The sequence below is a fragment of the Neorhizobium sp. T7_12 genome (assembly GCF_002968535.1).
Lineage (GTDB): Bacteria > Pseudomonadota > Alphaproteobacteria > Rhizobiales > Rhizobiaceae > Neorhizobium > Neorhizobium tomejilense.
This window is the reverse complement of sequence record NZ_PVBK01000006.1, coordinates 289347-301242: the sequence shown is the minus strand read 5'-3', so window position 1 is coordinate 301242 and position 11896 is coordinate 289347. Positions and strand designations below refer to the sequence as shown.

General features: G+C 62.4%; 10 protein-coding genes. 6 read left to right on the top strand and 4 right to left on the bottom strand.

Translation table 11 applies throughout. The features are described from left to right. The first annotated feature begins 20 nt into the window (after window positions 1-20). Window positions 21-1139 carry a LacI family DNA-binding transcriptional regulator gene (locus C5J26_RS16580; RefSeq protein WP_105402747.1) on the top strand — a complete coding sequence of 373 codons (1119 nt, stop codon included), beginning with the start codon at window positions 21-23 and terminating at the stop codon, window positions 1137-1139. A gap of 165 nt (window positions 1140-1304) precedes the next feature. On the opposite strand, the gene C5J26_RS16575 is transcribed toward C5J26_RS16580, so the two are convergent. Together C5J26_RS16575 and C5J26_RS16570 are read right to left on the bottom strand one after the other, a co-directional pair. Beyond that, window positions 1305-2027, bottom strand: coding sequence for a ribonuclease activity regulator RraA (locus C5J26_RS16575; RefSeq protein ID WP_105402746.1), 723 nt, complete (start codon window positions 2025-2027; stop codon window positions 1305-1307). A gap of 72 nt (window positions 2028-2099) precedes the next feature. Further along, entirely contained in the window at window positions 2100-2885 is a 786-nt protein-coding gene (locus C5J26_RS16570; protein ID WP_105402745.1) for an IclR family transcriptional regulator, read from the bottom strand. Window positions 2886-3096: 211 nt separating this feature from the next. Here C5J26_RS16570 and C5J26_RS16565 point away from each other — a divergent pair, with 211 nt between their 5' ends. The 5 genes from C5J26_RS16565 to C5J26_RS16545 are packed head-to-tail and all read left to right on the top strand — an operon-like array spanning window position 3097 to window position 8438. Beyond that, window positions 3097-4617, top strand: coding sequence for an ABC transporter substrate-binding protein (locus C5J26_RS16565; protein ID WP_105402744.1), 1521 nt, complete (start codon window positions 3097-3099; stop codon window positions 4615-4617). Window positions 4618-4658: 41 nt separating this feature from the next. Continuing rightward, window positions 4659-5579: an ABC transporter permease gene (locus tag C5J26_RS16560; protein WP_105402743.1), complete on the top strand. Its 921-nt coding sequence runs from the start codon at window positions 4659-4661 to the stop codon at window positions 5577-5579. Further along, window positions 5576-6493 carry an ABC transporter permease gene (locus tag C5J26_RS16555; protein WP_105402742.1) on the top strand — a complete coding sequence of 306 codons (918 nt, stop codon included), beginning with the start codon at window positions 5576-5578 and terminating at the stop codon, window positions 6491-6493. Before C5J26_RS16560 ends, C5J26_RS16555 begins: the two co-directional genes overlap by 4 nt. After that, on the top strand, window positions 6493-7464 hold the full coding sequence (locus C5J26_RS16550; RefSeq protein WP_105402741.1) for an ABC transporter ATP-binding protein: 972 nt from the start codon (window positions 6493-6495) through the stop codon (window positions 7462-7464). The genes C5J26_RS16555 and C5J26_RS16550 overlap by 1 nt, the downstream gene beginning before the upstream one ends. After that, window positions 7461-8438, top strand: a complete 978-nt coding sequence (locus C5J26_RS16545) for an ABC transporter ATP-binding protein (protein ID WP_105402740.1) — start codon at window positions 7461-7463, stop codon at window positions 8436-8438. Before C5J26_RS16550 ends, C5J26_RS16545 begins: the two co-directional genes overlap by 4 nt. Before the next feature lie 81 nt (window positions 8439-8519). Here C5J26_RS16545 and C5J26_RS16540 read toward each other — a convergent pair whose 3' ends face one another. Then, entirely contained in the window at window positions 8520-9881 is a 1362-nt protein-coding gene (locus tag C5J26_RS16540; RefSeq protein ID WP_105402739.1) for a sigma-54 dependent transcriptional regulator, read from the bottom strand. Next, complete coding sequence (locus C5J26_RS16535; protein ID WP_105402805.1) at window positions 9878-11731, bottom strand: ATP-binding protein; 1854 nt, start codon at window positions 11729-11731, stop codon at window positions 9878-9880. Before C5J26_RS16535 ends, C5J26_RS16540 begins: the two co-directional genes overlap by 4 nt. Between the last annotated feature and the right edge of the window lie 165 nt (window positions 11732-11896).

Sequence of the window (11896 nt, the reverse complement as noted above, 5' to 3'; positions counted from 1 at the left end):
CTCAGCCTATGTCACGGAACATGATGAAGAGAACGACGTCAAAGCGGCTTGTCACCATCTCGGACGTTGCGCAGAGCGCAGGTGTATCCAAGGCGACCGCCGCACGCGTTCTCGGCAGCTACGGGACAGCGAGCCCCGTCGTGAAGGAGAAGGTTCGCGAAGCCGCAAGAAAGCTTGGCTATCAGGCCAACGAGCTTGCGCGCAGCATGACGACCGGAAAGTCGAAGACGATCGGGGTCATCGTCGGCGATATCGAAAATCCGTATTTCGGCCAGGCCGTGCGCGGGATCAGCGATGCGGCGCACGCAGCCGGATTCGATGTCATCCTGTCCAATTCCGGCGAGGATGCCGCCAAGGAAAAGGCGGCCGTGCGCGTCTTGCTGGGCAAGCGCGTGGATGGATTGATCGTTACTCCGGCCTCGGTATATGAGACACAGCACCTGCACGAGGTCCAGCGATCCGGTCGACCCCTCGTCCTTCTGGACCGGACCGTTCCGGGTCTTGCAGTCGATGCCGTCGTTACGGACGACCGACAGGCGGCCGAGGCCGCCACACGAGCCCTGATCGAAGCCGGCCATCGCCGCATCGCCTACATCTCAGCCACGGAGTCGGACGACCCGATCTACCGGGGACCGCACCAGATCAATCTGAGTACGGTGATGGAGAGAATAGAAGGCGTTGTCGCGGCGAGCCGGTCTGCCGGTATCGAGCATCCGGAGCGCTACATCCGGCTCGGTGCCAACCGCCGCGGCGAGGGTGACAAGATCATTTCCGAATTGCTTCAGGGCGCCGACAGGCCAACTGCCATACTCGCGTCGGATAACGTGGTGGCGCTTGAAGTGTTCAAGACCCTGCGCAGACTGGGCATGTCCATCCCTCAAGACCTGTCGCTGATCGCTTTCCACGATGCCGATTGGACAAGCGTGACCAGCCCGCCGATTACGGTGATCGCCCAGCCGGTCTACGACCTCGGCTTCGAAAGCGCGCGGATCCTCGTCCGGCGCATTACCGGCATCGGCGATGCGCCACGCTGCCGGGTGCTGGCGACCACACTCATCAAACGACAATCCATAGGAGCTCCGCCGGAGCTCCCGGAGAGCCGCACCGTTCTTCAGAACACTGCCGCGAAAATCGGTTGATTCAGGTTGCTGGAATTGCCGTTGACTTCAATCGTAGGCGGGTTCGAGCGGCGCGGGAATCGAACCGTTGCCGCGTTGGGGGCCACAGCGCGTCGCCGTAGATGAAGATTCCACGCCCAAGCGAGCTGCAGGGCCGAACTCGCCGAACGCTGGCGGTGACAGGCGTCAAACGGCCTCGATGCGAGCCCTGCGCCAGGCCTCGAACCGCTCGAGCGTTTCCGTGTTTGGCGGATAGACGCCAAGTGTCGATTTGCCCGACTCGATCTCCAGCTTCAGGAACTCCTCCTGCTCCTCCATTGCGACGGCCTCGTCAGCGATCTCGTTCACATATTGCCGGGGGATGACGATGACAGCCTCGCTGTCGCCGAAGATGATGTCGTCGGGATAAACCGCAACACCACCGCAGGCGATCGGCTGATTCATGTCGGAAGCATGGTGGGCAACCAGATTGGCCGGAGCCGCCGGCCCCATGCAGTAGGTCGGGAGCCCGAGCTGGGCGATATCGGCCGTATCTCGAACGCCGCCATCCAGCACAAGGCCAGCGCATCCGCGGTAGACAAGGCGCCGGGCCAGCATCGCGCCAATCCCGGCAATCTCCGCCAGCGAGCGGCAATCGAACACAAGGACGTGCCCCTCGGGTATCGTGTCGATCGCCTTGCGCTGCTGATTGGACGGATCGGAACTGTAGGTCGAGCCGTCGATATCCTCCCGGGCGGGAATGTAGCGAACGGTGACGGCCGGGCCGATCATAGGTTTCTCGGCGGCGGCCAGCGGCCGCACACCGCGAACCGCGGTGTTCCTGAGCCCACGTTTCAGCAGCAAGCTGCTCAGGGTCGCCGAATTTGTCCGCAAAAGCTTTACGTAAACCGATGGGTCCAACGCCGTCATGATAACCTCCGTTTGTCCGGCTGCGAGGTCTAGCATAACGGCATGATAGTTCAATAAAGAATTTCTTGCTTCTTATTTGGACATTGGATGAGCGCCATTGATAGCCTTCATCACCATGGCAGCGGCGTCGAGGACCTCGCGCCTGATTGATCGAGCGCGCTCCGGCGTCGCCTCGCCGATGAACGGCACGCTGACGGTGGCGACCAGACGACTTGCTGAATCGAATATGGGAGCTGCGAAAGCTCGCAGGCCAAGGTTCGATTCCTGGTTGTCCTCCGCACTTCCGCTGCGGCGAATTTCAGCGAGCGCTTCCTTCAACGTCTCAGGATCGGTGATCGTATATGGCGTCCGAGCCTCCAGCCCGCCGGCGCAGTAGACCTCGATCTCGTTGTAGTCGGAATAGGCCAGAGCAAGTTTGCCGGCCGCACCGACATGCTTGCGCGAACGACCGCCGACCTTGATGAACAGGGCGTAGTCCCCGGGGCTGGGGGCCGCAAATATCGTCATCATTTCATTGCCTTCGGGCGCCGCCAGCCTGAAGGATTCGTAGATCCTGTCGGCCGCGGCAGCCAGAACAGGCCTCGCAGCCTCGATCAGCGTCACCCTATCCGCACCGGGCGAAATACGCCGCGCAAGCTGCACGAATTTCGGCCCCAGCTCGTAGGAGGCCCCGCCGTTTACCCGAGCCACAAGCCCATGTGCGGTCAGTGAATTGAGGATGCGATAGACGGTCGAACGAGGCACTCCGAGCTGATCGACCAATGCGCCGAGCGAAATTCCGGTCCGCGCATCCGCAACCGCCTCAAGCAGATGCGCCGTCTTTTCCACCATCGGGGACCCATGCTTTGGTTCACTCATGAACTTCAAATTCCATATACGGATTGACTGCCTTGACTTCTTGAGATTGAACGAGCATGTTGGCGTCGCAAGTGTCACATTTGACACTACGCACTTGCAGGAGGAAGTAAAGCCATTTGAGCGCGGGTTGTCCCCGCGGACCCGGATGACTTTGAGGAAGAGATCACCGAGGCGCCGTATGCGGCTCGTTTGGATTTGGAGGAGGGCTTTCATGAAGAAGATCACGGGTATCCATGCGTTGAGCATGGGGCTTGCAATATCGTTGGCGGCAGGCGTCGCAATTCCCGCTCGTGCGGCCCCGGACAAGCTGACGGTCGTGGTGACGGACGAGCCGAAATCGCTCGACCCTTGCGACACGGACCTCTCGGGCAATTCACGCATTCTGCACAACAACATCACCGAAGCGCTCGTCAATCTCAGCCCCAAGGATGGTTCTGTCGTCCCGAGCCTCGCCACCAGCTGGCGGCAGGTCGATAGCCTGACCTGGGAGTTCAAGCTGCGCCAAGGCGTGACCTTCCACGACGGCAAGGCGTTCGATGCGAATGCGGTTATCGCGGCTCTGAAGCGGGCCCAGGATCCGGCGCTCGCCTGCGAAGTGGGACTTGCCACCCTGAAGGGCCTCAAACTCAATGCAGAAGCCGTGAACCCGACGACCCTCCTCATAAGGACGGACGTCGTCGAGCCAATCCTGCCGAACAAGCTGTCCGCCCTGGACATCGGTTCGCCGGCAACCCCGGGTGACACCAAGACGCGCAACCCAGCTGGAACCGGACCTTACAAGCTGGTCGCGTGGACACCCGGCCAGTCCGTCGGTCTGGTGGCCTATGAAGGCTATTGGGGCGACAAGCCGGCAATTCCCAACGCGACGATCATCTGGCGCGCCGAGTCCGCGGTGCGGGCGGCGATGGTCGACACCGGCGAAGCGCAGATCGCCTATGAAATTGCACCCCAGGACGGCACCACCGGACAGGATCACGCCTTCCCAAACGCCGAAACCTCGCTGTTGAGGATCGATGCGCAGATCGCACCCCTCAACGACAAGCGCGTTCGCGAAGCCCTCAACCTCGCGATCGACAGGGATGGCCTCATCGGAACGATCTTCCACAAGGACGCTCAAAAGGCGATGCAGGTCGTGCCACCATCGGTCTTCGGCTTCAATCCGGACATTCCCGTTTGGACCTACGATCCGGAAAAGGCGAAGTCCCTGCTTGCAGCCGCCAAGGCGGATGGCGTGCCGGTCGACAAGGAGATCGTCATCTACGGCCGCATCGGCATCTATCCGAACTCCTCCGAAAGCCTGGAGGCCATTCAGGCCATGCTGGCGGATGCCGGTTTCAACGCCCGGCTTGAAATGCTCGAGACAAGCCCGTGGCTGAAGCGGCTGCTGAAACCGTGGAACAAGGATCGCCCGCCCTCGATCCTGCAGACGCAGATCGACAATGCCGAGGGCGATGCCGTGTTCACGCTGCCGAACCGCTTTACCACCGATGGCAACCAATCGACCATCACCGACGCCGGCCTCGACAAGCTGATTACCGACGGCTCGAAGGCAACCGGCGACGAGCGCAAGAAGCTGTTCCAACAGGCGTTCAGGTACATCGCCGTCGATGCGGTCAACATCGCACCGCTCTTTCACATGGTCACGATCGCCCGTGTCGCCAAGAATGTGAACTATACGCCTGATGTGCAGGCCGGCAACGAGATCAAGCTGAAGTCGATCAGCTACCGTTGATCTGCCCGGCCGACGGCTTGTATGTCGCTTGAGGAGAGCGGATGTCCTTCACCTATTTCCTGAAACGTGCGGCCTTCGCGGCGCTCGCGCTTGCGGCACTGATGACATCCGCCTTCTTCCTCGTGCGCTTGACGGGCGATCCCGTCAATCTCTACTTGCCTGTCGACGCTTCGGAGGCGGCGCGCGACGCCATGCGCATCCGTCTTGGGCTCGATCGCTCGCTCCTGGCCCAGTTCTTCGATTGGGCCTGGGATATTCTCAGCCTCGATTTCGGAATGTCTCTCTGGCACAATCGCCCGGCCATGGACGTGGTGCTGGAGGCGCTGCCGAACACGCTGGCACTTGGCGCCATCGCCTTGGCTCTGGCCTTCACCGCCGCGATCGTCATGGGATCCATTGCTGCCGTGAATGCCGGCGGCTGGATCGACCGGGGCGTCAATGTCCTGTCGCAGGCAGCCGCAAGCGTGCCGGATTTCTGGCTCGGCCTGATGGGCGTGCTTCTGTTTGCGGTCACCTTCCGCATTCTGCCGACGTCAGGCTTCGGCGGCCCGATTTACTGGGTGCTGCCCGTCGCCTGCCTGTTTGCCCGGCCTTTCGGAACTCTGGTGCAGATCGTCCGCGGCTCGATGATTGAGGCGCTGAATGCGACTTTCGTCCGGACGGCGCGGGCCAAGGGCGCGCGTGACGGACGGGTCACCTTCGTGCACGCGCTCCGCAATGCTCTCCTTCCCGCAGTCACGGTGACCGGCGACCTTGCCGCCCAGTTCGCCGGCGGTGGCGGCGTCGTCGAGGTGGTCTTCGGGTTTCCCGGCATCGGCAAACTCCTGATCGACGGCATTCTGAAACGCGACTTCGCGATCGTCCAGGCATCGATCTTTGCCGTCGCGGTCGTGATCTTCGTCATCAACATTCTGGTCGACATGCTCTATGCCTCGATCGATCCGCGCGTGAGGATCGAATGACCGACACATCCGCCGAATTCCTCCCGGCCCGCGAGCGCCGTAGCCCCCGCATCTTCTGGCTCCTGCGTGCGCTCGCGGGTGACCCGATGGCCGTCGCCGCGGCGATCTGGCTGCTGATCGTCGTGCTCGCCATCTTCACCGATTCGCTGTCGCTCCTGGGCGACAACCGCATTTCGCTGAAGGCACGCAACCTGCCGCCGTTCGACTTCGGCCAGTCCTGGACCTTATGGCTGGGTGCCGACGCACTCGGACGGCCGCTCCTCGTTCGCCTCATCCAGGCGGCTTCGACGACGATCGGCATCGCCGTGGTGACCGTGCTGACAAGCCTGATCGGCGGAACGCTGCTGGGCGTGATCGCCGGATATTTCGGCGGCATCGTCGGAAACCTCATCATGCGGATCTGCGATATCATCCTCGGTTTCCCGACCCTGCTGGTGGCACTCTTCGGCCTCTACCTGTTCGGTCCGAGCGTCAGCAACCTCGTGATCGTGCTCGCCATCACCCGCATGCCGGCCTATATCCGCGTCGCAAGGGCAGAAACGCTCGAGGTCCGCGAACGACTTTTCGTCGATGCCGCGCGCGTCTTCGGCGGGGGACCGACCTGGATCCTGCGCACCCACATCCTCCCCAGCGTCGCACCCACCATGCTGACGCTCGCCTCGGTCAATCTCGCCATGGTCATGTTGTTCGAATCCGGGCTGAGCTATCTCGGCCTCGGCATCCAGCCGCCTTCGGTAAGCTGGGGGCTGATGGTCGCCCAGGGCCAGGGCTATCTGTCGTCTGCCTGGTGGCTCGGCTTTTTCCCCGGCCTCGCGGTCATGCTCACCACCATGTCCTTCAACCTTCTCGCCAACTGGTTCCGGATCGTCAACGACCCGTCGCAGCACTGGCGCCTTGTAAGCCGGAGGCGCTGATGGCTCTTCTCGAAGTCGAGGATCTGCAAGTCAGTTTTGATACGGCGTCCGGCCGCATATTCGCACTCAATGGCGTCTCTTTCTCGCTGGAACGCGGTGAAGTCCTGGCCCTTCTTGGCGAAAGCGGCTCCGGCAAGTCCGTGACTGCATCTGCCATCATGGACCTCGTTCCCAATCCTCCGGGCGCGATCGACCGGGGATCGATCCGCTTCGACGGGGCGGAACTGCTGCAGCTTTCGCGCAAAGAGCGGCGGGATCTGTGCGGCAGCCGGATCGCCCTCATCTTCCAGGATGCGCTTGCGGCGCTCAATCCCGTCTATCCCGTCGGCTGGCAGATCGCGGAGATGTACCGCATCCACGGCCGCAACCCCGAAGGCGGCGTCGAGAAGGCCGTGATCGACCTCCTGACCGCAATCGGCATTCCCGATCCTGAACGTCGGGCGCGGCAATATCCGCACGAATTTTCCGGTGGCATGCGCCAGCGCATCATGATCGCCATGGCCGTAGCACTCGAACCGGATGTCATCATCGCCGACGAGCCGACGACGGCGCTCGACGTCACGATCCAGGCGCAGGTGGTTGATCTTCTGGCGACAATCCGTAAACGCAGCGATGCCGGAATGATCTTCATCACCCACGATCTGGGTGTGGTAGCCGAACTCGCGGACCGCGTGGCCGTCATGTATGCCGGCCGGATCGTCGAGACCGCAAATGTCTTCGAACTTTTCGAAGATGCGCGACATCCCTACAGCGTCGGCCTGCTTGCCTCGCAGCCGCGCCTGGATACCGATGACGACGAACTGGTGCCGATCCCCGGTTCGGCGCCCAATCCCGTCGCCCTTCCTTCAGGCTGCGCGTTCAGGACGCGCTGTCCGCGCGCCGAAGGGCTCTGCGCCGAGGTCATCCCTCCCCTTGAAACCGTGGGGCCGGGCCGCCAGGCCGCCTGCCATTTCCCGGTATCACCAGCATGAACCAGCCTCTTCTCAAAGTCGAAAACCTTTCCCGGCACTTTGGCAGCGGCGCGACGCCCGTGCGCGCAGTCGACGACGTCAGCTTCGAGATCGCCCGCGGAGAGACGCTCGGCCTTGTCGGCGAAAGCGGTTGCGGCAAGACTTCCCTGGTCAGGGCGCTCCTGAAGCTCGGGCCGGCGACCAGCGGCAGCGCCGTTCTCGATGGCGTGGAAATCACCAAAGCGAGCAGACGGGAGCTGCATGAGTTGCGCCGCAAGATGCAGGTCGTCTTCCAGGACCCCTACCAGTCGCTGAACCCGCGCATGCGGATCGACCGGCTGATCTCCGAACCGTGGGCGCTGCATCCCGGCGCCGTGCCAAAGGCCCGCTGGCGGGAAGAGACGGTCAAGCTGCTTGAATCCGTGGGGTTGCGTGCGGAACATGCGGACCGCTATCCTTCGGAATTTTCAGGCGGCCAGCGGCAGCGGCTTGGAATCGCGCGCGCCCTGACACTCAACCCGACGCTCCTCGTCTGCGACGAACCGGTCTCCGCCCTCGACGTCTCGGTTCAGGCCCAGGTCGTCAATCTGCTCGCCAGGCTGAGGCGCGAGCGCAATCTGGCGATGCTTTTCGTCGCGCACGACCTTGCCGTCGTGCGGCACGTCTCGGATCGAGTGATGGTCATGTATCTCGGCAAGATCATCGAGACCGGGCCGAAGCAATCGATCTTCAGCGCGCCGGCACACCCCTATACGCAGGCCCTGATGTCGGCTGTTCCGACGCCGGACCCAAGGCTTCGCGGACATCGCAAGCGCATCGTGCTGGAAGGCGATCTTCCAAGCCCTGCCAATCCGCCGAGCGGATGCCGATTTCGGACGAGGTGCTGGAAGGCCACTTCGATCTGCGCCGAACAGGAGCCTGGCCTGACGGCAAGAACGGCTGCCCCGGGGTTGCTGACGGCCTGCCACCATGCAGATCCCGAAACCACGCGTTGACGATGGCGGCCGACGTTTTCTGGGGCTTTCCGCCTCGGTATCACATGCATGCCGACAAAGTCTGCCTGCGGCCTTGAGGCTCTATCTGGCCGGCTTGACGCCCTGGTCGAAAGAGGCACGCTCTATCCCGTGCCGTTGGAGCTTGTCGTAAAAGGTCTTTCGCGGAATTCCGAGCGCCTCGATCGTACGGCGGACATCGCCTGCGTTGCTGGCCAGCGTCTCACGGAGGATTTCCGCTTCATGCTGGTTGAGACGCTGGGGCAGCGTCAGGGTGGCTGCCTCCAGCGGCACCATCGCCCCGTCGTCCTCCCCTGCAAGCCCGAGGACGAAGCGTTCTGCAAAGTGGGACAGTTCGCGGACGTTTCCCGGCCAATGATGGGTTTCGAGGTGATGACGGGCAGAAGATGACAGAGCGGGCGTTTGACGGTTGAACCGCTTGGCGGCCCGTTCGCAAAAGAATCCGAAGAGGAGGAGGATGTCGTCGCGCCGTTCACGCAGCGGCGGAATGGAGATGGTGACGACGTTGAGGCGGTAGTAGAGGTCTTCGCGAAATGCGCCGCGTTGCGAGGGATCGCCAAGATCGACCTTGGCGGCCGCCACGACCCTCAGGTCGATCGGCCGCGTCTCGTTGGTGCCGAGAGGTGCCACCTCACGCGCCTCCAGGACGCGCAGCATATGGATCTGCGTGGCGGGCGGCATGCTTTCGATTTCATCGAGGAAGAGGGTGCCGCCACTCGAATATTCGATCCTGCCGACGCGCTTTTTCTGCGCGCCGGTAAAGGCGCCGGGCTCGTGGCCGAACAATTCGCTTTCGATGATGGTTTCGGGAAGCGCGCCGCAATTGAGCGCGACGAAACTGCCCTTCGACCGCCGGCTCCATCGATGGATCAGATTGGCAACGACCTCCTTGCCGCTACCGGTCTCTCCGGTCACCAGAACGTCGACGTCCGTATCGGCAATCTGGCGAAGCGTTCTTCGCAGCCGCTCCATGGCCGCGGACTGACCGATGAGCGGCAGGTCGTCGCGTGCCTGTTCGGCCACATCGCGGAGCGTCCTGTTCTCCAGTATCAGCCGCCGTTTTTCGGCAGCCCGGCGAATGGCCTGCACCAGGCGGTCCGCGGCGAAAGGTTTGGTGATGAAGTCGTAAGCTCCGTCCTGCATCGCCTTGACGGCCATCGGGATATCGCCATGGCCGGTCATCAGGATGACGGGAAGGTCCGGATCGAGCTTGCGGACGCGATCGAAGAGCTGCAGCCCGTCGATCTCGGGCATCCGGATGTCGGAAACGACGACGCCCGCGAAACCATCGTCGATCCGGACGAGCGCGTCGGACGCCTTCGAAAATCGGGAGACCGCAAAGCCCGCAAGCTCGATCGTCTGGGCGGTCGCCTTGAGAAGGTCGGCGTCGTCGTCAACCAGAACGACGGGTGTTGGATTGCTCATGATACCGCCTTGCGCAGATAGACAATGAAAGTCGTGCCGGTTTCGCCGCTTTCCACCTCGATGCGACCACCATAGTCAGTGACGATATCCTTCGAGATGACCAGACCGAGGCCGAGGCCCTTTTCCTTGGACGTGTTGAAGGGCGAAAAGAGCGAACTTCTAACCGATGGATCGATACCGGGGCCATTGTCGGAGACCCGGATCACGATCTCGTCCGCCAGTGTCTCCACCGAGACATTGACACTTGCCTCGGTTCTGCCCTCCAGCGCTTCCAAGGCATTCTGGAACAGATTGATCAGCACCTGTTCGAGGCGGACCCGATTGCCGGTGACGGCAAGGCCGGGTGGTGGCAGACCGATCTGGAGTATGTCCAGCCGCCCGGCAAAGCGGCTTCTCAAAAGCACCACCGCGCCTTCGATAGCGCCCCGCAGATCGACGGCTTCGGGCGGCGTTCGTCCCTTGCGTCCGAAGGCCTTGAGTTCCTCGGTGATCATGCCGATCCGCTCGGTCAGGGCGGCGATCTCGCCGAGATTTTCCTCCGCCGAGGCTTTCCGGTTCCGTTGCAGGAAGACACGTGCATTGTCGGCATAGGCGCGGATGGTCGCGACCGGCTGGTTGATTTCATGGGCAACCCCGGCCGCAACCTGACCAAGGATCGCAAGGCGATTTGCCTGCACGAGCTCCTGCTGTACGACCTGCAGTTTCGACTCGGTGCTGCGATGGTCGGCGATCTCTTCCTGCAGGAGGTCCCTCGCACGGCTTAAATCCACGGTCCGTTCCGCGACACGGCGCTCCAGTTCCACGCGCAGGGTTTTCTCCGCGGCGATGCGAATGGTGATCATCTGCCGCCGCCTCAAAAGGAATGCGATCAGTGCGAGGATCGGAACGAGCACCGCAAGTGCAAGCAGCCGCGCCCCGCGGACCGCAGCGGCGACGGATGGCTCGGTCGGCACGAGATATTCAAGCCGCCAAGATGTCGACGGAACCGGCGTCAGAAGGCGAAGATACTCACCTGCGCTTGTTCCGGGCAAAACCGCCGAAACGATCGATGCGTCCTCCGAAAGCAATTCCTGCCGCACGATCGGAAGAGGCGCCAATGGCGCGTTGCCGAATTGCAGGCTTTGGCGGATGGCGCCAAGCCGTTCCACAGGCAGCGGCGCGGCGGTCATGAAGCGCCAGGACGGAATGCTGGCGATCAAGACGACACCATCGGCGTCGGTGACATAGACGGGACGGTTGGCGTCGTGCCAATCGCCTTCCAGCTGGTCGAATTCCATCTTCACCACAACGACGCCGAGCGCACCGGCCTGATTTTCGGCCCGCCGCGAGATGTACAGTCCAGGGCGCTTGCTGACGCTGCCCAGGGCGAAATGCTCTGCCGTTCCGTTCTCCATCGCCCGTTGGAAATATTCCCGGAAGGAATAGTCGTTGCCGATGAAGCTTAAGGGTTCGCGCCAGTTGCTGGATGCGACCGCAATGCCATCCCTGCCGGTGACGTAGAGAACGGAGGCATGGGTGCGGGCCACCAGCCCTTCCAATTTTCGGTCCAGGGCGCCGACGCTCTGTACGTTTCTCGACGCCAGCGCGCCGACCACCTGTTGATCCTCGGCCAGAAGCAGGGGAAGCGCTCGCGGTCTTTCCAGCACCGCACGCAGCAGCGCAACCTTGAGATTGGCATCGGCGCGGCCCTGGTCGAGGAGCGCTCCGATTGCGGAACTGCGGCCGTAGAGACCGGCGGCATAAAGAGCGGATATCAGGATCGCGGCAGCTGCGAAGGCAAAGGCAGGCCATGGTGTCCACCCGAAGGCGGGATCCCTGACCGATTTCTCTCGACGGCGCTGCTCAAGCATCACCGGATGTGTGCATAAATCCGCATAAAAAGCAAAGACCAATGGCGGAAATCCGCACGGCAGGCTTCAGGAACCACTTCCGTCGTTCAGTCTTAACATTGAAAATCAATGGGTTAGGCGTCAGCCACCTCTCTGGCACGCATGTTGCTCCAGCAAAACCAGCAG

Coding starts and splice junctions, on each gene's coding strand:
- C5J26_RS16580 (WP_105402747.1), top strand. CDS start 21: ATGATGAAGAGAACGACGTCAAAGCGGCTTGTCACCATCTCGGACGTT.
- C5J26_RS16575 (WP_105402746.1), bottom strand. CDS start 2,027: ATGACGGCGTTGGACCCATCGGTTTACGTAAAGCTTTTGCGGACAAAT.
- C5J26_RS16570 (WP_105402745.1), bottom strand. CDS start 2,885: ATGAGTGAACCAAAGCATGGGTCCCCGATGGTGGAAAAGACGGCGCAT.
- C5J26_RS16565 (WP_105402744.1), top strand. CDS start 3,097: ATGAAGAAGATCACGGGTATCCATGCGTTGAGCATGGGGCTTGCAATA.
- C5J26_RS16560 (WP_105402743.1), top strand. CDS start 4,659: ATGTCCTTCACCTATTTCCTGAAACGTGCGGCCTTCGCGGCGCTCGCG.
- C5J26_RS16555 (WP_105402742.1), top strand. CDS start 5,576: ATGACCGACACATCCGCCGAATTCCTCCCGGCCCGCGAGCGCCGTAGC.
- C5J26_RS16550 (WP_105402741.1), top strand. CDS start 6,493: ATGGCTCTTCTCGAAGTCGAGGATCTGCAAGTCAGTTTTGATACGGCG.
- C5J26_RS16545 (WP_105402740.1), top strand. CDS start 7,461: ATGAACCAGCCTCTTCTCAAAGTCGAAAACCTTTCCCGGCACTTTGGC.
- C5J26_RS16540 (WP_105402739.1), bottom strand. CDS start 9,881: ATGAGCAATCCAACACCCGTCGTTCTGGTTGACGACGACGCCGACCTT.
- C5J26_RS16535 (WP_105402805.1), bottom strand. CDS start 11,731: ATGCTTGAGCAGCGCCGTCGAGAGAAATCGGTCAGGGATCCCGCCTTC.